18 protein-coding genes, 1 tRNA gene and 1 pseudogene are annotated in these 23,786 nt (G+C 44.7%); 16 read left to right on the top strand and 4 right to left on the bottom strand.

What is annotated here, in order from left to right; translation table 11 throughout:
• Positions 1–20: 20 nt before the first annotated feature.
• The 3 genes from IEY13_RS30485 to feoB all read right to left on the bottom strand — a co-directional run bounded on the left by IEY13_RS30485 (position 21) and on the right by feoB (position 2,900).
• Positions 21–113: a putative polyvalent protein kinase domain-containing protein gene (locus IEY13_RS30485; protein WP_373287040.1), complete on the bottom strand. Its 93-nt coding sequence runs from the start codon at positions 111–113 to the stop codon at positions 21–23.
• A gap of 49 nt (positions 114–162) precedes the next feature.
• The gene (locus tag IEY13_RS28210; RefSeq protein WP_188958875.1) at positions 163–663 is read right to left on the bottom strand and encodes a putative polyvalent protein kinase domain-containing protein; all 501 of its coding nucleotides are present in this window, start codon (positions 661–663) and stop codon (positions 163–165) included.
• A gap of 113 nt (positions 664–776) precedes the next feature.
• Positions 777–2,900 carry a ferrous iron transport protein B gene (gene feoB, locus IEY13_RS28205; RefSeq protein ID WP_188958868.1) on the bottom strand — a complete coding sequence of 708 codons (2,124 nt, stop codon included), beginning with the start codon at positions 2,898–2,900 and terminating at the stop codon, positions 777–779.
• Positions 2,901–3,102: 202 nt separating this feature from the next.
• Between feoB and IEY13_RS28200 the strand changes: the two genes are divergently transcribed.
• From IEY13_RS28200 to IEY13_RS28165, 8 genes are all read left to right on the top strand, one after another.
• Positions 3,103–4,746 (top strand): M20/M25/M40 family metallo-hydrolase, encoded by a 1,644-nt coding sequence (locus IEY13_RS28200; RefSeq protein WP_188958866.1) that lies wholly within the window; start codon positions 3,103–3,105, stop codon positions 4,744–4,746.
• A 14-nt stretch (positions 4,747–4,760) separates the two neighbouring features.
• Positions 4,761–5,195 (top strand): IPExxxVDY family protein, encoded by a 435-nt coding sequence (locus IEY13_RS28195; protein ID WP_188958864.1) that lies wholly within the window; start codon positions 4,761–4,763, stop codon positions 5,193–5,195.
• A gap of 55 nt (positions 5,196–5,250) precedes the next feature.
• Positions 5,251–5,607: a hypothetical protein gene (locus IEY13_RS28190; RefSeq protein WP_188958862.1), complete on the top strand. Its 357-nt coding sequence runs from the start codon at positions 5,251–5,253 to the stop codon at positions 5,605–5,607.
• 162 nt (positions 5,608–5,769) lie between these two features.
• Entirely contained in the window at positions 5,770–10,101 is a 4,332-nt protein-coding gene (locus IEY13_RS28185; protein WP_188958860.1) for a CusA/CzcA family heavy metal efflux RND transporter, read from the top strand.
• 7 nt (positions 10,102–10,108) lie between these two features.
• Positions 10,109–11,245 carry an efflux RND transporter periplasmic adaptor subunit gene (locus tag IEY13_RS28180; RefSeq protein WP_188958858.1) on the top strand — a complete coding sequence of 379 codons (1,137 nt, stop codon included), beginning with the start codon at positions 10,109–10,111 and terminating at the stop codon, positions 11,243–11,245.
• Between the two features lie 48 nt (positions 11,246–11,293).
• Positions 11,294–11,524, top strand: coding sequence for a 4a-hydroxytetrahydrobiopterin dehydratase (locus IEY13_RS28175; RefSeq protein WP_188958856.1), 231 nt, complete (start codon positions 11,294–11,296; stop codon positions 11,522–11,524).
• 17 nt (positions 11,525–11,541) lie between these two features.
• Positions 11,542–12,171, top strand: coding sequence for a hypothetical protein (locus IEY13_RS28170; RefSeq protein WP_188958854.1), 630 nt, complete (start codon positions 11,542–11,544; stop codon positions 12,169–12,171).
• Between the two features lie 74 nt (positions 12,172–12,245).
• Positions 12,246–14,702 carry a S9 family peptidase gene (locus tag IEY13_RS28165; RefSeq protein ID WP_229688056.1) on the top strand — a complete coding sequence of 819 codons (2,457 nt, stop codon included), beginning with the start codon at positions 12,246–12,248 and terminating at the stop codon, positions 14,700–14,702.
• A gap of 153 nt (positions 14,703–14,855) precedes the next feature.
• Here IEY13_RS28165 and rho read toward each other — a convergent pair whose 3' ends face one another.
• On the bottom strand, positions 14,856–16,607 hold the full coding sequence (rho, locus tag IEY13_RS28160; RefSeq protein WP_188958852.1) for a transcription termination factor Rho: 1,752 nt from the start codon (positions 16,605–16,607) through the stop codon (positions 14,856–14,858).
• 319 nt (positions 16,608–16,926) lie between these two features.
• Here rho and asnS point away from each other — a divergent pair, with 319 nt between their 5' ends.
• From asnS to IEY13_RS30245, 8 genes and pseudogenes are all read left to right on the top strand, one after another.
• Positions 16,927–18,363, top strand: a complete 1,437-nt coding sequence (asnS, locus tag IEY13_RS28155; RefSeq protein ID WP_188958850.1) for an asparagine--tRNA ligase — start codon at positions 16,927–16,929, stop codon at positions 18,361–18,363.
• 14 nt (positions 18,364–18,377) lie between these two features.
• The gene (locus IEY13_RS28150; RefSeq protein ID WP_188958848.1) at positions 18,378–19,145 is read left to right on the top strand and encodes a DUF3050 domain-containing protein; all 768 of its coding nucleotides are present in this window, start codon (positions 18,378–18,380) and stop codon (positions 19,143–19,145) included.
• A gap of 112 nt (positions 19,146–19,257) precedes the next feature.
• Positions 19,258–19,330, top strand: a tRNA-Phe gene (locus tag IEY13_RS28145).
• Positions 19,331–19,548: 218 nt separating this feature from the next.
• Positions 19,549–19,770, top strand: a complete 222-nt coding sequence (locus tag IEY13_RS28140; RefSeq protein ID WP_188958846.1) for a hypothetical protein — start codon at positions 19,549–19,551, stop codon at positions 19,768–19,770.
• A complete protein-coding gene (locus IEY13_RS28135) occupies positions 19,760–20,098 on the top strand; it encodes a type II toxin-antitoxin system RelE/ParE family toxin (RefSeq protein ID WP_188958844.1) in 339 nt (112 codons plus the stop codon). The genes IEY13_RS28140 and IEY13_RS28135 overlap by 11 nt, the downstream gene beginning before the upstream one ends.
• A gap of 150 nt (positions 20,099–20,248) precedes the next feature.
• Positions 20,249–20,902 (top strand): annotated as a pseudogene (locus tag IEY13_RS30480) (TOTE conflict system archaeo-eukaryotic primase domain-containing protein); the annotation flags it as partial.
• A 258-nt stretch (positions 20,903–21,160) separates the two neighbouring features.
• On the top strand, positions 21,161–21,769 hold the full coding sequence (locus IEY13_RS30475; RefSeq protein ID WP_373287039.1) for a DEAD/DEAH box helicase: 609 nt from the start codon (positions 21,161–21,163) through the stop codon (positions 21,767–21,769).
• A 146-nt stretch (positions 21,770–21,915) separates the two neighbouring features.
• Complete coding sequence (locus IEY13_RS30245) at positions 21,916–23,196, top strand: DEAD/DEAH box helicase (protein WP_229688053.1); 1,281 nt, start codon at positions 21,916–21,918, stop codon at positions 23,194–23,196.
• The last annotated feature ends 590 nt before the right edge of the window (positions 23,197–23,786 follow it).

Genomic DNA, 23,786 nt, shown 5'->3' with positions numbered 1-23,786 from the left:
TGGTACAAACGCTACACGATTTATTTGCCCATTATATAAAATACCGTGTCAATAAAAAACAAAAGCTGCCCCTGAGCAATTACATTCTCATCGTGCATATCTTCTAATGCTATACCCAGTTCATGATGGTAATAATCCTGGCGTTTAACTCTCGTAAATCCGTTATGCTAATACCCCTTCTATGTGCTCCAATTCAGCTTGCTCTCCTTCTATAAAAGGTTGATGCAGAACAGCCCGTAATTCGTTGTCTATTTCAGTAAATCCGAGAAAGGAATAGCCTGTGTAAGGAAAAAATAAATTATGAAGTACCAGATTATTAAAAAATTCGCCCCACGTAGCATAGTAGCCCGCATCGTTAGTTTTGATAACATTCTTTCTATCGGCAGCGAGGTATACTTTAGATTCACCTCCCTCAATTAAATATTGACTACCGGCTGGTAATGACGGTAGCCATAATCCATGATTAGATGCGTACGAAGTTAGGAAACGGGCTTGCTGTTCTTTAACGATTGCCCGACTTTCGAATTCTTTCTTAACCGTTGGACTTGTTCCAAAGCTTTGGCATAAGAGACTTCTGATCTTAGAGCAATAATCTTCATTCCCTTCTCCGAAAGCTCCTCCAACGATATCCTGTATTTTTCTTCTGATTTCATTTGAAATCATTTTTTACAAAAATAAGAAATTAAGAAGTACAAAAAATGCGTTCAAAGGCCGCGGCAGAAAGGAAGAAGGATAAATGAATTCACCCTCACCTGTTAATGTGAGGGTGAATTCATTTATAAGAAAATCTGGTAGAACACAAAGCTGGTTACATACGCCAGCAGTGTCATATACCCCACCTGAATCAATGGCCATTTCCAACCTTTGGTTTCGCGTTTTACCACACCTACCGTGGTCATACACTGCATAGCCAGTACATAAAATACCATTAATGATATAGAGGTTGCCAGTGTGTATACCTTGGTTCCATCCTCGCGGGTGGCGTTGTGCATTTTTTCGCGGAGGGTAACGTTGTCGTCTGTTTCTTCCACACTGTATAACGTTGCCATGGTACCTACAAACACTTCGCGGGCTGCAAAAGAGGTTACCAGTGCTATGCCTATTTTCCAATCGTAACCCAATGGTTTAATAGCAGGTTCAATGGCTTTTCCTATAATGCCGGCGTAAGAATTTTCCAGTTTCTCAGTGCTCAGTTCGCGGGTCAGTTCTTCTTTCTGTTCATTGGTAGTGGCTTTTTCCTGCAGCACCGCATACTTCTCTTCTACTTTAGCCATCCGCTCTTTAGGGCCGTAGCTACTTAAAAACCACAGCAGCACACTAATTACCAGAATAATACGGCCTGCATCCAGTACAAATATTTTCGCCTTCTCAATCATGGTAACGCCTACGTTTTTCCAGCGTGGTGCGCGGTATACAGGCAGTTCCAGAATAAAAAAGCTCTTCTCTTTCATTTTTACTATAATCTTCAGCACATAGCTTACTATCAGCGCCATTACCAGACCCAGCAGGTACAGACCCATCATTACCAACCCCTGCAAGCTTAAAAAGCCAAAGTAGTAGGTTTGTGGTACAGCCAGTGCAATCAGTATAGTAAATACGGGTAAGCGTGCACTACAACTCATCAGTGGCGTAACCAGTATAGTTAACAGCCGCTCTTTTTTGTTTTCGATGTTACGGGCGCTCATAATGGCAGGTACGGCACAGGCCAGACCGCTGATCATAGGCATTACGCTTTTTCCGTTCAGGCCTACTTTGCGCATCAGTTTATCACTCAGAAAGCTGATGCGGGCCATGTAACCGGTATCTTCCAGAATAGTGATTAGACCAAACAAAATCATAATCTGTGGCACAAACACCAGAATACCACCCAAACCGGCCAGAAAGCCGTTCAGCAACAAGTCGCTCCACCATACTTCCGGCAATTTGGCTGCCAGCCAGCCTTGTACGCTGCTGAAGCTCCCTTCAATAAGATCCATGGGATAAGTGGCCAGCCAGAAAATGCTCTGGAACAGCAGAAACAAAGTAGCCAGTAATATTACATAACCCCATACGCGATGCAGGAACAGGTTATCCAGCTTTTCGGTAAACAGCTTTTTCTGTAGCGGATCGGGCTCTACCACGTTCTGCTGCATAATCTGCCGTATGCGGGTGTAACGCTGCAGAATTTCTTCTGCCTGGCTTTTGGTGGGGTTAAATTTATTGTCAATCTCCAGCTGTTCAATGTTATGCTGCATATCATCTGCCAGCGGAAAGTTTTCGTGGTTAATAAGGTAGTGAACAGAAGCGTAATCGCTCAGGCCCGGCACCAGTTGCTGCACACCAGCCACCGCTTCGGGCGCCAGTTGTTTGTTGCTGATAAAATCGCGGCGCGAAATAGCTGCCTGCTGGTGAGCGGTTTGGGTAAGCGCCTTTTTCAGCTGATCAATGCCCTTGTTTTTGCGCGGGTTAACCGGAATAACAGGTACTCCCAGTTCCCTTTCCAGGCCGGGAACATCTATTTCAATGCCTTTGCTACGCGCCAGATCCATCATTGTAAGCGCCACCACTACAGGCACTTTCAGGTCAATGATCTGACTACAGAACAGCAGGTTGCGTTTTAAATTACTGGCATCGGCCACCAGCAACACCATTTCCGGCTTAATGTCGGCATCCACGTTCATCATTACGCGGTAGGCCACCCACTCATCGGCCCGGCGGGGGTATAGGCTGTACGTACCCGGCAGGTCAATAATAGTTGCCTGAACAGCCGCATCCAGCGAACTCTGTCCTGTTTTCTTATCTACCGTAACACCCGGAAAATTCCCTACTTTCTGATTCAGGCCCGTTAGTGCGTTGAATAATGACGATTTACCGCAGTTGGGGTTGCCAACCAGGGCTATATTAATATTCCTTCCTGACAATGCGCATCAATTTCTTTCAATAAATGGAAATCCCGGCAGGGGCTTTGCAGTTGCAAAGGTACACCTATGCAATGGTACGGAATTACGAGATGAGGAGAAATAAACCGCTCCTGACAGCTTTAGCATTTTGTTTTTACGACCTTTGCAGCGGCAAAATAACAAGGTCACCTGACCCTTTTTACCAATTCATTCCACTGTACGCATGAAGAAGATATTACTCATCATTACCCTTTGCCCCACTCTTACGTATTCACAATCGCGCAAACAGAAAAGAGCGCAGGAAAAAGCTGACAAAGAAACACTTGCCAACTTGCAGGCGCATGTACAATACCTGGCCGGTGATGCATTGGAAGGCCGGAGAACCGGCTCGCAGGGCGAAGTACTGGCTATGCAGTACATAGGTAACTACTTTACCAAAACCGGCCTGGAGCCAAAAGGCACCAATGGTTATGTGCAGGAATTTACCATCAACGAAGGCAAACAACTGCCTGAGGCAGAAAACCAGTTTGTGGTGAACGATAAGCCAATGGCGCTGAATCTGGATTATTTTCCGCTGGCCTGGAGCGCCGAAGGCGCGGCATCGGGTTCTGCCTCGCTGGATCTGCGCGAAAAAGGGGAGCCCTGGTTCTGGGATGTGAAAGATATACTGGACGAGAATAAGACCAATCCGCATTTTGCGATAGACAATATTCTGCGCGAGCAGGCACTGCACGCCAGCAAAAAAGGAGCTAAAGCACTGGTGATATTCAACAGCAGCAAGCTGAACGATAATATTCTGTTTAATAAAAATGAGGTGAGCAAGTCTGTGGCGTTGCCGGTGTTATACCTTACGCCCAGAGGACTGAAAAAATATTTTGCTGACGCCACTGCTATTTTCTCCATAAAAGTGAAAGTGAAAATGGTGCCTGCCCAACGCAAGGCACGTAACGTAGTGGGTTATATTAATAACAATGCCGCGCAAACCGTGGTACTGGGCGCGCACTACGACCACCTGGGACATGGTGAGGATAAAAACGCGCTGGATACTACCCACGAAATACACAATGGTGCTGATGACAATGCCAGCGGCACTGCAGCACTGCTGGAACTGGCGCGACTGCTGAAAACCAGCGGTGATAAAAGCAATAACTATTTGTTCATTGCCTTTTCAGGAGAAGAGCTTGGATTATTTGGTAGTAAGTACTGGCTGGATAACCCCACTGTAAGCGGTAAGCCCAATTACATGATTAATATGGATATGGTGGGCCGCTATAACCCCGATAAAAAATTGACTATTGGCGGTTATGGCACCTCCCCTGTATGGAGCCAGGTGTTAAGCAGCGTGCCGGCCGGCAATCTGGTGATAAAATTCGATAGCACGGGTGCAGGCCCCAGCGATCATGCTTCTTTCTACCGCAGAGATATACCGGTATTGTTCTTTTTTACCAACAGCCATGAAGACTACCACAAAGCCACTGACGACTGGGATAAGATCAACTACCCCGGCGAGCTGGAGATTGTAAAGTACATACAACAGGTAATTACCACCACTGCCCCCAGAGGAGCGCTGCCGTTTAATAAAACCAGCGAGCCGCAGATGGGTACGGTTAACCTGCCGGTAACACTGGGCGTAATGCCCGACTACGGATTTTCCGGCACGGGCATGCGTATAGAGGCGGTGAGTAAAGGTAAACTGGCAGAAAAAACGGGATTGCAGGCAGGTGATGTACTTTTGCAACTGGGTGACTACCAGTTTGTAGATGTACAATCGTACATGCAGGCATTGCGTAACTTTAAAAAAGGAGATAGCACTACCCTGCGCCTGAAACGCGGTAACACCGAAAAAACGTATACTATTCAATTTTAAATACCCCTACGGCCTTGAAGCTGAAGCTGAACATTGACGAACTGACAGACGATTTTTTTACCGACACAAGGCTGCTGGGTATAACTGCTACTGTTAAAAACTACCAGTTTTGCTGGCAGTTAAACCATATGCTGGGCTACAGCTTCCGGCTAAACCCGGAAATTGAAATACATCTGCGCCGTAAAGAGCGCAGCTATTTCTTTCCGGTATACCAGCACGAAGTGCGCAACAGTTTTTTAAGTCACTACCTGTACCATAACCATTTTGACGGGGAATACCTGCTGCCCGAATTCAGGCATATGGACTTTTTATGGCTGATGAAGGGCGATTTTGTAGATGAGGATAACTGTAAACAAATGGTGCAAACCATTAAAAGCATCAGCGGGGTACAAATGGTGGCAGAATTAACTAACGAAAAAATAAGAAACAAGGGACACCTGGTATTTTAAAAACCAGGTTACCTTTACCCCGGTGAAAAAGCTTACTGTTATATTATTATTGTTCATGCACCTGTATTCTAATACAGAGCTGTGCGAGTTGTTTAAAACAGGCGCTTTTATCACCCATTTTCTGCAACACAAGCAGCAGAACAGCGAGCTGACCGTTTTCCGGTTTATTGATATGCATTATCTGGGGCATGATGCCAATGATAATGATGATGCGGAGGACAGGCAACTTCCCTTCCGCAACTGCGAATGCCAGCTGCATATGACCATTGCTTTTCAGCACAACAATACCGGTTATACAGAACTGAACCACCCGGTGGCCATTGTAACCAACCGGTTCCGGTTATACAACCAGTTTTCTCTCCCCTCCTGCTATCTGGCAGATATATGGCAGCCACCACGGCAACAGTGCTGATTGCTGCCTTTTGTATCCATTATCCATTTTTGTTTTTTCCGGCAAGCACCATGGTGTGCGTGTATAATCCGTAGCAGATAACGCGGTATTCCGCATTGCTGTACGCTTTGGTATTACCCATGCCCACAGGCAGGCTGCCACCATATATAACAGTGTATAAACATGCTGAACAGGATTATCCGGTTCTCGGTAGAGAACAAATTAATCATTGGGTTATTGATGATAGGCTGGATAGTATACGGCGTATTTGAACTTACACGTCTGCCCATTGATGCTGTGCCAGATATTACCAACAATCAGGTACAGGTAATTACCTCTGCCCCATCGCTGGGTGCTACCGATGTGGAAAGGCTTATCACCTTTCCTATTGAACAGGCCAACAGCAATATTCCCGGTTTAATAGAAATGCGCAGCCTTTCGCGCTTTGGGCTTTCTATTGTAACCATGGTGTTTAACGATGAGGAAGACGTTTACCGCGCGCGCCAGCAGGTAAGCGAACGTATGCAAACAGTAGAGCTGCCCGAAACTGCAGCCTCACCACAACTGGCCCCCGTTAGTACCGGTTTGGGAGAGATATATCAGTACGTAGTACGTGCCAAACCAGGCTATGAAGACAAATATTCACTGGCCGACCTGCGCACCATACAGGACTGGATGGTACGCCGCCAGCTGCTGGGCACCAAAGGGGTTGCCGATGTGTCTACTTTTGGCGGCGCCTTAAAGCAATATGAAGTAGCTGTTAACCCTGCACAGCTGAAAGCCTTTAACCTTACCATTACCGATGTATTCAACGCCCTGCATACGAACAACGAAAACACCGGCGGTGCTTATATTGAAAAAGGGCCGTCTGTATTGTTTATCCGCAGCGAAGGGTTGGTAGGCAATCTTGCAGATATTGAAAACATTGTGGTAAAAACCACCAGCAGCAACACCCCTGTGCTGGTTAAGCATATAGCCAAAGTGCAGATTGGTGCGGCAACCCGCTATGGGGCACTCTGTTACAATACACAGGGCGAAGTAGCTGGCGCTATTGTACTGATGCTGAAAGGCGAAAATTCCTCTTCAGTTATTAAGAACGTTAAAGCACGTATTGCCGAGATTCAGAAAACCATGCCGGAGGGTATTGTAATAGAACCCTTTCTCGACCGTACTAAAATGGTGAATAACGCCATTAGTACTGTAGAAAAAAATCTGGTAGAAGGCGCACTGATAGTAGTGCTGGTACTGGTATTGTTTTTAGGTAACCTGCGCGCAGGTTTTATAGTGGCTTCCGTTATTCCGCTGTCTATGCTGTTTGCCATTATAATGATGAATGCGTTTGGAGTAAGTGGTAACCTTATGAGTTTAGGCGCACTGGACTTTGGGCTGATAGTAGATGGTGCAGTGATTATTGTAGAAGCAGTTTTACACCATCTGCATAAATCAAAAGCCTATTCTGCTTCCGGTGTTATTACACAGGAGCAGATGAATGCTGAGGTAACCAGTAGCGCTTCGCGCATGATGAATGCGGCGGTATTTGGGCAGATTATTATTCTGATTGTGTACCTGCCCATATTATCGCTACAGGGTATTGAAGGCAAAATGTTTAAGCCTATGGCGCAGACAGTAGCCTTTGCTATTATAGGGGCGTTTATATTATCGCTCACCTATGTACCCATGATCAGCTCGCTGGTATTGAGCAAAAAAATTTCGCATAAGGATACGTTTGCAGATAAGATGATGGCAAAGCTGGAAAACGTGTATAAAATGGCACTGGCTGGCGCACTGCATTTTCGTAACTCTATTATTATGGCGGCACTGGTATTACTGGTGGGTGCTATTGCCCTGTTCTCTACCATGGGCGGCGAGTTTATACCCCAGCTGGAAGAAGGAGATTTTGCCGTAGAAACCCGCCTGCTTACCGGCACCAACCTTAACACCACTATCAAAACCACGCAGCAGTTAAGTAAAATACTGCTGGACAGTTTTCCGGAAGTGGAGAAAGTAATTACCCGTGTGGGTAGTGCTGAAATACCTACGGACCCTATGCCTATTGAAGGCGGTGATTTGATTATTGTATTGAAAGATAAAAAGGAATGGACCTCTGCCTCTTCATTTGCGGAGATGGCAGATAAAATGAGTGAACAGGTAGAAGCTGTACCCGGTGTTACCACCGGCTTTCAGTATCCTGTACAGATGCGTTTTAATGAAATGATGACGGGCGCCAAACAGGATGTGATTTGTAAAATATTCGGGGAAAACCTAGATAGCCTGGCCATGTATGCGGGTAAGCTGGCTGCTATTGCCAACACCGTAAAAGGCACGGCTGATATGTATGTAGAAACCGTTACCGGTATGCCGCAGATTGTTATTCATTACAACCGCAATGAAATAGCCAAGTATGGCCTGAATGTGCAGGATGTAAACCGCACTATTAATGCTGCCTTTGCCGGTGCCGCCGCAGGGCAGGTTTATGAAGGCGAAAAACGTTTTGACCTGGTAGTGCGCGCCGGTATAGAAGGACGCAGAAGTATGGAAGATGTAAACAACCTGCTGGTTGCAACCCCCACCGGTACGCAGGTGCCCTTAAGTCAACTGGCGTTGGTGGAAGAAACGGAAGGGCCTGCACAGATACAACGCGAAGAAGCCCGCCGCAGAATTATTGTTGGCTTTAACGTACGCGGCCGGGACGTACAGAGTATAGTAGATGAGCTACAGCAGAAAGTGAACAGTCAGCTTAAAATGGCACCGGGCTACTCCACCACCTACGGTGGTGCTTTTGAAAACCTGCAACAGGCCAAACAACGTTTAAGCATTGCTTTACCGGTAGCGCTGATTCTGATATTCCTGATGTTATACTTCGCTTTCCAATCTGTAAAAGAGGGGGTGCTTATTTTCACTGCCATACCCCTTTCTGCCATAGGCGGCATATTCGCGCTGTGGTTGCGGGATATGCCTTTCAGTATTTCTGCCGGTGTGGGTTTTATAGCCTTGTTTGGTGTAGCGGTACTAAATGGTATAGTACTGATATCTGAGTTTAACCGGCTGATTAAAGATGGCGAACATGATATACTACAGGTAGTATTACAAGGCACCAAAAACCGTTTACGACCGGTATTGATGACGGCGGCCGTTGCCTCACTCGGCTTTTTGCCTATGGCATTAAGCAATGGTGCAGGTGCAGAAGTACAACGGCCACTGGCTACTGTAGTAATAGGCGGGCTTATTACTGCTACACTGTTAACGCTGTTTGTATTACCTGCGCTGTTTATGGCAGCTGAAAACAGAAAGTTGAAAAAAATGAAAAAGACAGAGGTAGTAATTACACTGCTGTTACTGCTGGCAGGTAGCCAGGTACAGGCACAGCAGCCCATGCGCTTTCAGCCCATTACCTTACAGCAAAGTTTGGCGGTTGCTGCCAACAGCAACCTGCAGTTACAACAGGCAAAGCTGGGGCAGCAACACGGAATGCAGCTGCGCAAAGCCTGGCTGGATTTACCTAAAACAGAGGTACTGGCAGACTACGGTAAGTTTAACAACCCGTATAACGATACTAAGTTTGGCGTAATGCAATCCTTCAGTTTTCCTGCGGTGTACAGTAATCAGAAAAAAGCGCTGAACGAAAACTATCAGCAAACTATTGCACAAACCCTGCTTACCCAACAACAGCTGCATGCAGAAGTTAAACGCCTGTTTTACGAAAGCCTGCTGTTACAGGAAAAGAAAAAACTGCTGCAATACGCAGATAGCATTTATCACCTGTTTTCAGATAAAGCAGAATTACGTTTTAAAACCGGCGAAAGTAATCTGCTGGAAAAAACCACGGCACAGACTTACCGGCTACAGATACAGAACCAGTTAACCATGCTGGAGAGTGATATACTGATTACCCTGCAACAGTTTAACCTGCTGCTGAACGATAGTGTGTATTACCAGCCGAAGGCTGGCGCGCTGCTGGCCGAAGGCAGTGTGTTGGCAGATACTGCTGCCATTAACCAGTTGCCGGCGGTGCAGGTGGCACAACACCAGGCCAATGCAGCAGAATGGCAATGGAAGGTGGAGAAAGCAAGGCTGTTGCCCGATTTTTTAGTAGGCTACAATATACAAAGCATGAAGCCTGAGTATGGTAACAGTCTTTCTTATGTAAACGCGGGTATAGGTATACCGCTGTTCAGCAGGGCGCAGAGCGCCCGTGCGGCGGCTGGTAAAACAGAATGGCAACGCCTGCAAACACATACCGAGCTGGTAAAAAAACAAACGCGAACAGAGGTGTTGAATGCGCAGCAACAAGTGCATAAGTATGCTACCAGCCTGCAATACTATAGCACCCAGGCATTGCCCAATACACAGATTATTGTAACCACTGCCGATAAGCAGTTTGTAAACGGCGAAATTGATTACCTGCAATGGACGCTGCTGGTAAACCAAACCATCAGCATCCGCAACGAATATCTGGAAGTGGTAAACCAATATAACCAGTCTGTTATCACCCTTCAAAAACTCACCAATAATTAATTCAGTTATGATCAGCAGATATATATTGCCCATAGCCACTGCATTTTTACTTACTGCCTGCGGCAGCAAAAAGCAGGAAGCTAACACGCAGCAAAAAGAAGAAGAGATAGGTAACACGGTAACCCTTACCGATGCACAGATGCAGAATGGTGGTATTGCTATTGGCGAGCCATCGCGCAGAAGCATTGCTACCACACTTACTGTAAACGGCACTATTGATGTACCACCGCAAAACATGATTAGTGTAAGCTTTCCGCTGGGTGGCTATTTAAAATCAACCACGCTGCTGCCGGGTATGCACGTAAACAGGGGCCAGGTACTGGCTGTGCTGGAAGACATGCAGTTTATTCAGCTGCAACAGGATTATCTTACCGCTAAAGCAAAACTTACCTACGCAGAAGCCGAATACAACCGCCAGCAGGAACTGAATGCGAGCAAAGCGAGCAGCGACAAAATTTTTCAGCAGGCTAAAGCAGAAATGGAATCGCAACGCATATTGGTAAAAGCACTACAGCAAAAATTGTCGCTGCTGGGTATTGATACAGATAAACTGAACGATTCCAATCTTTCTAAAAGCGTGAATATTTACTCCCCCATCAACGGCTTTGTAAGCAAAGTAAATGTAAACATGGGCAAGTATACCTCTCCAACCGATGTATTGTTTGAGTTGGTTAACCCCGAGGATATTCACCTGAACCTGACCGTGTTTGAAAAAGACGTGGCTAAGCTGAGTGAGGGGCAGAAAGTAATGGCTTATACCAATGATAAACCGGATGAAAAACATGAAGCAGAAATTATCCTCATCAGCCGTAGTCTGGATAACAACCGCGCCGCAGAAGTGCATTGCCATTTTGAGCAGTACGACAAAACCCTGTTACCGGGTATGTTTATGAATGCAGCTATTGCGGTAAAAAATCAGCACGCGCTGGCTGTTCCGGAAGAGGCGGTGGTTCGCTGGCAGAATGCACACTATGTGTATGTATGTAAAGGCAATCATATTTTTGATATGGTGAAGGTGAAAGCAGGTATTACGGAAAAAGGCTGGACGGAAATTGAGGGGGAAAATATTTCCGACAGCACCCAACTGGTGGTAAAAAATGCCTGGTCTGTACTGATGAAAATGAAAAATAGCGCGGAAGATTAGCGCGTATGGTTTTTGCAATCAGCTAACCTATGACCAATATCAGCAGTTATGTGGACGGAAAACAACAACAAATTGTACCGCAAATTTGAATTTGCAGACTTTAAGGAGGCTTTTGTTTTTATGACCAGCGTGGCAGAACTGGCAGAAGGCATGAACCACCACCCGCTGTGGACCAACAGTTATAATAAGGTGGAAATATGGTTGAGTACCCATGATGCCGGAGACGTTGTAACGGAAAAAGATAGGGAACTGGCGGAGAAAATTGATAAATTGCTATAGCTAAAAATCAAAACCGTATGCGCAATTTTACCATTTACACTGTTGCTGCGCTCATGTTAACCGTGGCCAGCTGCAAATGCAATAATGAAAAGGCAGAGGAAAAAGCCATTGAGCTGGATAGTACCCAAACTGCCCAAAGCATTGTAGAGGAAGACAGTGTTATGGTATTTGACAATATGAACGACCCCTGGATTACCGAAAACTTTAAAACCAGAGGCTTTACCTGGAGCGGTTTTAAACTGATATCATTTTGGGTAGAGGATAGCACAGCTAAAAGATCGGCCAATTTAACACCAGACTTTTTTACGCGTTATGCCAGTGTGCTGAAATGGTCGCCCGATAGCGCTTATGTATTGGATATTGGCTCATATGGTGGTGTGATAGTAAAAGATACCACCGGAAAATCAATTATAGCCAAAGGAGAACCCGATACAGAAGTATCTGTGATTTATCCTAAAGAGAACCAAAAAGCACGTGTATTATTTGCCGGCCCCTCACTGCATGTAGTTAACGCCACCTGGGCAGACACCTCGCAGGTTGCTATGATTACCACACTGGATACCGCCAGCAATGGTGCTAAACAGGATACTATTTTGTGGATGATAGATGTAAAAGAAAACTTCTACCGCAAATACAAGTGGCATTAAACTAATTGCCTTTCGCCTAACAAAGCATATTTATTACGGCTCATACTGTAGTTTTAGTAAGTAAAACATACATTATGAGAAAACTACTGGCAGGTTGCCTGCTGCTGTGCGGTGCACAGCAAAGCATGGCGCAAAGCCTTACGGTGGAAAAAATTATGCGCGATCCTAAATGGATTGGCACCTCCCCGTCTAACATCCTCTGGAATTACAACAGCAAAAGTCTTTTTTTCGACTGGAATCCGGACAAAGCCATTTCCGACTCGGTGTATACCACGGGCGTAAGCGGTAGTAAACCAGAAAAAGCCAGCTACCGGCAATCGCAACTGGCAGCCGCCATAGGGCGTGGTGAGTACAACAAAAGCCGCAGCCACATCGTGTACACCTGGGCAGGCGATCTTTTTTTGCTGGAAGTAAAAACAGGCAACACCACCCGTATTACCCATACAGAGGAAAGCGAAAACAGCGCTGCCTTTTTTAAAAATGATGAATATATCAGTTACCTCCGTAACCAGAACCTGTATGCCTGGCATATTAAAACAGGAGTAACAGAACAGCTTACTAATTTCAGTCGGACAGGCGAAACACCTGCTGCCGCACCAGCTGCGGGTGGCGCAGGTAGTGGCGGCCGCGGGCGTGGTGGCTTTGGTGGTGGAAGCGCCACCGCTACCAGCAGCAGTACCGGTGCCGGTACACCCAAAGCTTCCGGCAACCGCCAGGAGCAATGGCTGCAACAGGATGAACTGCGGCTGATGGAAATTGTGAGAGAGCGGAAAGAGAAAAAAGAAGCTCGCGAAACCTTTCTGAAAACCATTAAAGAAACGGATACCCTTGTAACCATTAAAATAGGTGAGAAAGCCCTGAGCAGTGTACAGATAAGCCCGGATGGGCGGTTTATTACCTACCGGTTAACACAGGCAGCTACCGGTGCCAAAACCACTATTGTACCTAATTATGTAACAGAAAATAGCTTTACAGCAGATATTCCTGCACGCACCAAAGTAGGCGCTGTGCAGGCTAAGCATGAGTTTTTTGTGTTTGACACGCAAAGAGACACTGTTATAGCAGTAAGTACAGATTCTATACCCGGCATTACGGATGTGCCGGATTACACCAAAGACTATTCAACTGCTGCACGTGATAAGCCAACACCCCGTCCGGTAGCGGTAAACAACCTGGTGTGGAATGATGCAGGCACCACTGCTGTATTGGAAATACGATCGCAGGATAACAAAGACCGTTGGTTAATGCTGTTGGACGCTACTACAGGTAAATTAACACTGGCCGACCGCCAACGTGATGAAGCCTGGGTAGGTGGCCCCGGTATAGGTTATGGCGGTCCGCTGAACTGGCTTAACAGCACTACCTTCTATTTCCAGAGTGAGGCTACGGGCTACGCTCATTTGTATACCTACAACATCAATACCAGCGAGAAAAAAGCACTTACACAGGGCAACTATGAAGTGCAGGATGTTAAGCTGAACACTGCAAAAACACATTTCTATCTGCTTACCAACGAAACACATCCCGGCAAGCAGCACTGGTACCGCATAAAAGCCGATGGCAGCGATAAGCAGCAGATTACCACTATGGAAGGTGGTTACGACATCAGTGTGTCGCCCGATGAAAAGTATATTGCCTACCGATACTCGTACATTAACAAACCCTGGGAATTATATATACAGGAAAACGCACCTGGCAAAAAGCCTGTACAGGTAACCACACTTGCTGCCAGTGATAGTTTTAAAACTTACCCCTGGCGCGAGACTAAAATATTTACCATACCTGCCCGTGATGGCAAGAATATTTACGCACGTATTTATGAACCGGCCAGTGGTAAAAAGAACGGCGCAGCCGTAATTTTTGTACATGGCGCGGGTTATCTGCAAAACGTGCATTACTGGTGGAGCCAGTATTTCAGAGAATATATGTTTAATAACCTGCTGGCAGATAAAGGATATACCGTACTGGATATTGACTACCGCGCCAGCAGTGGTTACGGCCGCGACTGGCGTACCGGCATTTACCGTTACATGGGTGGAAAAGACCTGGATGATGAAGTAGATGCCGCTCAGTATCTGGTAAAGCAACAGGGTATTGATGCAAAAAAAATAGGTATTTACGGTGGTAGCTATGGCGGGTTTATGACGCTGATGGGGCTGTTTACACAGCCGGATGTATTCAAAGCAGGCGCAGCTTTACGCCCTGTTACCGACTGGGCCCATTATAACCACGGTTACACCTCTAACATATTGAATGAACCATTTACAGATTCCATTGCTTATGCCCGCTCCTCCCCTATCAATTTTGCAGCAGGTTTAAAAAACCATTTGCTGATATGCCATGGTATGGTAGATGTAAACGTACATTTTCAGGATGCGGTGCGTTTAAGTCAGCGGCTGATTGAACTGGGAAAAGACAACTGGGAACTGGCTGCCTACCCTATGGAAGATCATGGATTTGTAGAGCCCAGCAGCTGGACAGATGAATACAAGCGGATATTGAAGCTTTTTGATACTACGCTGTTGCCTTAATAAATCAGCGAAATGCTATGGTCTGAGATCTGCTGTAGCAGTACGTATACAGCAACAAAGGCTTACTTCAACTGGATTACAAGACAATATCATAAAACAAAACGACCGGCTTAATGCCGGTCGTTTTCTATTGTAAGATTTAGTAAGTACTTTTTAACCGTTCATGCTGGCCAGAAACTCTTCGTTGCTTTTGGTACCACGCATACGCTTCAGCAATTCGTTCATTGCTTCTTCGGTATTCATGTCGTTTAAGAACACACGCAGCAGGTTCATACGCTGTAATACTTCTTTCTCCAGCAACAGATCGTCGCGGCGGGTAGAAGAAGAAACCAGGTCGATAGCAGGATAGATACGTCTGTTAGCCAGGCGGCGATCCAGCTGTAATTCCATGTTACCGGTACCTTTAAATTCTTCAAAGATAACCTCGTCCATTTTAGAACCGGTTTCAATAAGTGCAGTAGCCAGAATGGTTAATGAACCACCATGCTCAATTTTACGGGCTGCACCAAAGAACTGCTTGGGTTTCTGCATTGCGTTTGCTTCCACACCACCGGATAATACTTTACCGGAAGCAGGTGCCACAGTGTTGTGTGCACGTGCCAGACGGGTGATAGAATCCAGCAGAATAACTACATCATGACCGCACTCTACCAGTCTTTTTGCTTTCTGTAAAGCAATGGTAGAAACCTTTACGTGCTTTTCAGCAGGCTCATCAAACGTAGAAGCAATTACTTCAGCTTTTACGCTGCGCTCCATATCGGTAACTTCCTCCGGACGTTCATCAATCAGCACTACCATCAGATAGCACTCCGGGTGGTTTTGTGCAATGGCGTTGGCTACTTCTTTCAGCAGTACGGTTTTACCCACCTTAGGCTGCGCTACAATTAAACCACGCTGACCTTTACCTATAGGGGCAAACAGATCAATGATACGTGTGCTGTAGTTAGAAGGTGTAGTAAACAGGTTCAGTTTCTGGAAAGGGAACAACGGAGTAAGGTAATCGAAAGGAACGCGGTCGCGCACTTCATCAGGACCTTTACCATTAATACTTTCCACCTTCAGCAGAGCGAAATATTTTTCACCTTCTTTAGGAGGACGAACAGAACCGTATACAGTATCGCCGGTTTTTAAACCGAATAATTTTATCTGTGATGGAGAAACATAGACATCATCCGGAGAAGAGAGGTAATTGTAATCAGAAGAGCGGAGGAAACCATACCCATCAGGCATCATTTCCAATACACCTTCCCCTTGTATAATACCATCAAACTCGATGTTGAATACAGGTTCTTTTTCCTTCTCTTTTTTATAGATGATCGGCTTGGGGCCGCTGTCAGCCAGCTGGGGGGCAATCAAGTCCGCCAGAGCCAGCATGTTGGCCATATCTTCGGGAGTAGTTTCTTCGTATTTGTATTGTGGCTTTGTATTGCTGTGGCCGTTACGTGGCTCTTCACCTTCTGCATCATCTTCATCCTCTTCTTCTGCAACCGGTGCAGGAGCAGCTTTGGTGGCTTTTGCTTTAGGTGCTTCTTCAGCAATTGCTTCCGCTTCGTGTGCTTCCTCTTCTGATGCATTCTCAGACTTCACAGCCTTACGAACACGTTTTTTAACATCAGATCCGGAAGGTTCAGCTGTAGCAGCTTTATCGTGTTTGGGAGCTTCGGTCATTACTTCGGCTTCTTCAGTAGTGTTAGTTGTGCTGGCTTTTACAATGCGCTTGCGTTTTCCTTTGTCAGCAGAGGCTGAGGTGTCTTTTTTTTCGCTTGCCATAACCGCTTGTTTATCGAGTATCTTGTAAATGAGTTCCTGCTTATCTAATTTTTTGGAGTTGGCAATCTGTAGTTGCTCGGCAATATCAAGCAATTCAGGAACTAACATGTCGTTCAATTGCAAAATGTCATACATAGTAAATGTAAAAAAGAAGTGAGTGTGTAAATCGTTTAATTACGTTTTAACAATAATAAAGTTGAAAGAAAAATCCGATTGATTTAAAGAAAACAGGCGAGCTGTGAGGCAGTGGCATTGAACAAATCAGCTTGTTTCCAATTGCAATGTTAACGTAAAATGTTTTAAAACCGCAAAAAATTATCAGTTGTTAGCAAATTTTTAGGTAAATAGAAGCCAAAAACGGAATTTTCTGCACCGCACAGTAAACTATCTTTGCTGACTTTTCGGTTGTCATAAGCCGTTTATTAAAAAATCACATTTCTAAAGTATTGGTACAATGTTTAACAACAGAGTAAAAATTAAAGCATTGCTGGCCGGCGACACGATAGGCCAGGAAGTTACGGTAATGGGTTGGGTGCGTACTTTCCGCAACAATCAGTTTATAGCGTTAAACGATGGCAGTACCAATAATAATCTTCAGATTGTGGTTGAACTGGGTCAGCTGGATGATGCTACGCTGAAACGCATTACCACCGGGGCTTCGCTGCGTGTTACAGGTGAAGTGGTAGCCAGCGTGGGTAAAGGACAAACAGTAGAAGTAAAAGCAAAACAGCTGGATATACTGGGCGACAGTGATGCAGAAAAATACCCGCTGCAACCCAAAAGACACAGCCCTGAGTTTTTACGTGAGATAGCGCACCTGCGCTTCCGCACCAACACCTTTGGTGCCATATTCCGCGTAAGACACAGCCTGGCTTTTGCTGTACATAAATTCTTTAACGAACAGGGTTTTGTATATCTGCATACGCCTATCATCACCTCCAGCGATGCCGAAGGTGCGGGCGAAATGTTCCGCGTTACCACACTGCCTGCTACCAATCCGCCACTGAATGATGACGGCAGTGTAAACTTTAAAGAAGACTTCTTTGGCAAAAGCACCAACCTTACCGTAAGCGGTCAGCTGGAAGGAGAACTTGGTGCCATGGCCTTTAGCGAGATATACACATTCGGGCCCACTTTCCGTGCGGAAAACAGTAACACAACGCGACACCTGGCTGAATTCTGGATGATTGAACCGGAAATGGCCTTCTATGATCTGGAAGATAACATGGACCTCGCCGAAAAGTTCATTAAGTACATTATTCAGTACGCAATGGACCATAACCGCGAAGACCTGGAGTTTCTGGCGCAACGCCTGGTGGAAGAAGAAAAGCAACTGCCACAGGATAAACGCAGCGAACTGGGACTGATAGAAAAGCTGGAGTTTGTACTGAACAACGGTTTTGAAAGAATTACTTATACCGAAGCCATTGATATTCTGCTGAACAGCCCTGCGTACAAAAAGAAGAAATTTCAGTACGAAGTGAAATGGGGTATTGATATGCAGAGCGAGCATGAGCGTTACCTGGTAGAAAAACATTTTAAAAAACCAGTGATTGTTACCAACTACCCCAAAGACATCAAGAGCTTTTACATGCGCCAGAACGACGATGGTAAAACCGTTGCCGCAATGGACATACTGGCTCCTGGCATTGGCGAAATAGTAGGCGGCTCACAAAGGGAAGAAAGGCTGGAACTGCTGGAACAACGTATGCGTGAAATGCACGTACCTGTAGAAGAAATGAGCTGGTACCTGGATACCCGCCGCTTTGGTACAGTGCCACACGCCGGCTTTGGATTAGGCTTTGAGCGTATTGTATTGTTTGTTACCGGTATGACCAACATCCGCGACGTAATTGCCTTTGCACGTACGCCGAAAAACTGTGAATTTTAATTGTAAACGTATCCATGGAATCTCAACACATACAAACTTTGCAGGCTGCTTTGCAGCCGGTGCGTGAACAACTGGTTAACCACCCACTGTATAACAGCCTGCAAAACATAGATCACATACGCACATTTACCCAACAGCACGTGTATGCTGTGTGGGATTTTATGTCGCTCCTGAAGTCGTTACAACGTCATTTAACCTGCGTAACCCTTCCATGGGTTCCGCAGGGCAATGGCAACACCCGCTACCTGATTAACGAAATAGTACTGGGTGAAGAAACGGATATAGATGAAAATGGCGTACGCATGAGCCATTTTGAACTGTACCTGAAAGCGATGGACCAGATGGGTGCCGATACTGTCCCCGTACAAGGCTTCTTAAACAGTCTGCAAAACGGTGCTACCGTTCAGCAGGCCTTAGCCGCAGAAAATTTACCCGCCAGCACACAACAATTCGTGAATTATACGTTCTCGGTTATAGAGAATGCTCCTGCACATGTGCAGGCCGCCGTTTTCACTTTCGGCCGGGAAGACCTGATACCAGGCATGTTCATTAGCATGGTAAAAGAACTTTCTGAAAGTCACCCACAGGTAAGCACCTTCCGGTACTACCTGGAAAGGCATATAGAGGTGGATGGCGACCACCACAGCCACCTGGCCATGGAAATGGTAAGCGAACTGTGCGGAAGCGACGGGAACAAATGGAAAGAGGCAACAGAAGCATCTCTGGCCGCCCTGCAACAACGTAAACAACTGTGGGACGGTGTACTGAAATTAATCAACTGATTATTTTTCAGGATTTTAAATAAAAAAACTGCAAAAAGGTTTGTGAATTAAAACATTCTCTTATCTTTGCATCCCGCAACGGGAAAAACAAAGTACCGAAACGGAAAAGGATGGTGCGGTAGCTCAGTCGGTAGAGCAAAGGACTGAAAATCCTTGTGTCGCCGGTTCGATCCCGGCTCACACCACGAAAAGCCTGTAAGTGACTGACTTACAGGCTTCTTTTTTGCCTGGAAGTGAAGTGCCTTATACGCGGTCGTGGCAGTTTCTTATACCCCTGGTGTTATCTTTCAATATACATTATCAGTTGCTTCTTGAATTTTAACGGTGTTACTGGCTTCCGCTGCGCGAAAAAAAAGTTATTATTGTAGTAGGAAAAGCCGTGTTATGCGGTATAAGTAAGCAAATGAAACTTATTCTAGACATACCAGATACTGAACAGGGAATTAGCTTTTACAATCGTGTAAAGGGATATTCTTATGTTGAGGGGGCAAAGGTTGTTACCAAATCAGACCTTAAAGCTCTGGAAGAGTTGCATGAAGCAAAGCAAGCCCATAGTCTTGCCGAAAAAGTGAAGACAGGTAAAGTTAAAACCCGTTCTGCCCGCCTCCTACTCAATGAACTATAGTGTTGAAACAATTCCCAGCTTTGATAAACAACTTAAAAAGCTGGTAAAAAAGTATCCTTCACTTAAGCAGGAATTTTCAGCCTTATTAGACGAATTAGAGGAAAATCCCCTTTCTATTAAAAGCATAGATCCATTAGGACATGATTGTTACAAGGTCCGCTTAGCTATAGCATCAAAAAATACTGGAAAAAGTGGTGGAGCCCGGATTGTATATTTTGTCCAGGTTATAAACGAACGAGTAGTTCTTCTAAGTATTTTTGATAAAGCAGATCAGGCAACTGTAAAGCCAAAGCAGCTGCTTGACTTATTAAAAGCGCTAACCAAATAATCCCGGCGCAACACATTTACCGTTTACCAGAAAGTAGAATCAAAGAGCAATACAGTCTCATCCCCCTCCTTCCTAATTGGGTATAATTGGATAACTTTATGGGTACTAAACAAACACAATAATATTCAACTATCACAGGACGATTTAATATTGTTTACGCCCCTCTTCAAAGGGCGGGAAGATTTATTTGCTTTACATTGGGAAAAAGGCGGTAAGTCTGGCTACATGCCAGCTTATCATTTTGATCCATATCGGTACAAGGTGCATAAAATGCGAGGTGGAACCCTCGGTAATTTTTCTGAAAAGACTTACCAATTCTTAACTAAAGAGCAAATAGAGAAACATCTGCAAGGAAACTAACTAATCGGCATATACCCGCTTTTGATTGACAATACATCGTGGTTCATAGCAGCTGACTTTGATGAAGAAAACTGGGCAGATGACAGCAGAAAATTTCAATCTCTTTGCCAGCATAACAATATCCCCGCTTACCTTGAACGTTCGCGTTTCGGTAACGGTGCTCACGTCTGGATATTCTTTGAGCAACCTTACCCTGCAATAAAAAGTAGAAAAATAATCCTGTCATTGTTAACACAAGCAGGTGTTATTTCAACCTTCGATAAAAGCTCCAGCTTTGACAGGCTCTTTCCCAATCAGAACATTCTTTCTGGAAAAGGGCTGGGCAATCTCATAGCATTGCCTTTTCATAAACCGGCTATGGAGAAAGGGAATAGTGTTTTCATTAATCCCGACAACATGGAGGCTTACCCCAACCAGTGGCAATTTCTTACAACCATACAGAGAGTACCGATAGCTATTTTAGACAAGCTTTATGATAAGCCAGAAGATCTTGTATTATCAACAAACACAAATCTGGGCTTAGGTATAAAGCTGAATAATGTTATCAGCATAGTCAGAAATGGCTTGCCTATCCTTCTCATTAACTATTTAAGAGAAGAATTGAACTTTGCTAATACTGAGTTTGTCATCAAACAGAAAACGGGTAAAAGTACCTACGGAAGTAAACGTTATTTCAGACTTATTGAAGAAGCCCGAAATCATGTGGTTATTCCACGTGGTTTTACGGGGCGACTAATCCGGTTCTGCCGGAAGCAGAATATTCCATACCAATTAGAAGATCAGCGCAACAAAAAGCCTCACCAGTTCTTTAGGTTTGAAGCAACCTTACGGGAGTATCAACAATCCGGAGCGTCTGCAACAGAAAAAAAGGACATCGGAATTATAGTTTCACCTCCCGGCTCCGGTAAAACTTTGATTGGATTAAAAATAGTTGCAGATAAACAGCAACCGGCACTTATTGTAGTACACAGAAAGCAGCTGATGGATCAATGGGCAGAACGGATTACCACTTTTCTCGGCATTCCTGATCACGAAATAGGAAGAATTGGACAGGGCAAACATAAGCCCGGAAAACTGGTAACACTTGCAACTATTCAAAGTCTGGCAAAGCTGCTGGACAGCAAATCTAACGTTGATCTTACCACAGCATTCGGAACAGTATTAATTGACGAGTGTCATCATATTCCTGCGGAAAGTTATCGCAACACTATTCAGCAACTCAATAGCTATTACTTATATGGGCTTACTGCAACCCCGTTTCGAAAATACAATAACTCCAGAATCATTTCCATTTATTTGGCGATATCATAGCCGAAATAAGCAGTCAGCAAATAACCAGACGCTCGTATGCAAGGATAGTTGTACGAGATACATTTCTTGATGTACCATTTAATCATAAAACAGATAGGTTTGAAACTTTATCTAAAATTCTGGTACATGATTCGGCCAGAAACAATTTGATTATTAAGGATATTACCACAGAACTAAGTAGTGGAAAGCGTGCAGTTGTTCTAACCGAACGTAAGGAACACATTGACTCTTTACATCAATATCTGAAACAATCTTACGAAACTGTTACTTTGAGTGGAGATGATAGCATCCCTGATCGTGAAGCAAAATGGAAGCGTCTGAAATCAGGAAACTATCAGATCCTGATCACCACAGGGCAGTTTTTTGGAGAAGGAACTGATCTTGACAATGCAACCTGTCTGTTTCTGGTTTATCCTTTCTCTTTTGAAGGGAAGCTGATCCAATATATCGGACGGGTACAAAGATCAGAAATAACACCTGTCATTTATGACTACCGGGATATCAGGATTGAATATCTAAACAAGCTCTTCCTAAAGAGGAATATGTATTACAGGAAGCTAATCCGTCAAATATCGTTGTTTGAAGATCCGGTAGAAGAAGAAAGTACTGTTGCTAAAAGCAACACTCTTACTATAGAAAAAGAAATCAAAGTTCCTGTGGAATCCCTTGAATTCAGATACGGAGTCATCGGGTTTTCCTACATCTGCAAAGAGCCGGATGAGAAAGTAGAATTTGAAATAGAGCATGAAGATATCAGACCAGAATTTGATGTATTAAAGCCCTATTTTATTAAAGTGTTGAAAAGCCCGAATGTTACTGTTTCCATATACGCGGAGCTGGAAAATGGAAAACTGGTATCACAATCTGCTGATTCACCTGATTTTAAGAAAATCAATAAAGAAGTGATAGAAGGCGTACGATTCAGATTTGTTACAAAAACAATGCTGAGCAAATCCCCGCTACCTGAACAAAATATATTGGACATAAACCAACTGCAAAGTGGGCAATCTCTTTATGAAACCGGAGAAGAGTTGATTGCAGAGATACTAAAGCAGTCCCACTTCAAACATCATCAACAACTCCGCTATCTTTCTGAAAAACATGCAGGAGACATCCTGAAAATCAGATTTGTACTTCAACCATTCTCCTTTGTGTTTTTACTTAAAGGGGAAGCTATGTACCATGTGATATTAGAAACCCTGGATACCGAAGAAGCCAGTTACTTATGGCATTTTGAAAAGCAGTTGTCGCTGCTGCCAGTATACTTGAAAGAATTAGACAAGCAGCTGGATATCATCCGGAAACAAGGTCGCCAGGCTTTTATCGCTGCACCGCCAGAAAATTTCAGCCGGATAATGCATGATTATAATAACGAACAAAAAGGTTTTATAACCTGGAAATATGCATTGGAAGAGCGACTGATTTGATCTATAAATATCTCTAATACAGCAAAATATAACTGGTGCCTCTTCACCAACTCCTTCTTTTGCCGGTATATCAAACGCTATATTTTTATTATATCCCGAACAGCAGTGTTCTGAGAACACTTTGTTAACCTACATGCTGTAAAACAGTACTGAAGAACGGACGCGTGTATGTGTCTCACTGATTTGTACAGCTGTCTGATTGATCGGGACGTATGTCCCATTGAGTGGGATAGCTGTACGGATGGTTCGGACGTGTATCCCACTGAGTGGTACAGCTGTCTGACTGATCGAGACGTATGTCCCATTGAGTGGGACAGTTGTATGGATGATNGTCCCATTGAGTGGGACAGTTGTATGGATGATCGGGACGTGTATCCCACTGAATCGTACAGCTGTACCGATGAGCAAGACGTGCGTCCCATTGAGTGGGACAGCTGTATGGATGAACGGGACGTGTGTCCCATTGAGTGGGATAGCTGTACTGATGAACGGGACAGCTTCCCCGATGGGTCTATTCAGTAAACTGTGTCAGTGAGGTTGTATTTATAGATATCGTTGTTCAAAGATAATCGCCATTTGTGCTTGTATGA

The organism is Filimonas zeae (genome assembly GCF_014641615.1).
GTDB lineage: Bacteria > Bacteroidota > Bacteroidia > Chitinophagales > Chitinophagaceae > Filimonas > Filimonas zeae.
Note: the sequence above shows the minus strand (reverse complement) of the source record. Positions and strands in the feature narration are given on the sequence as shown.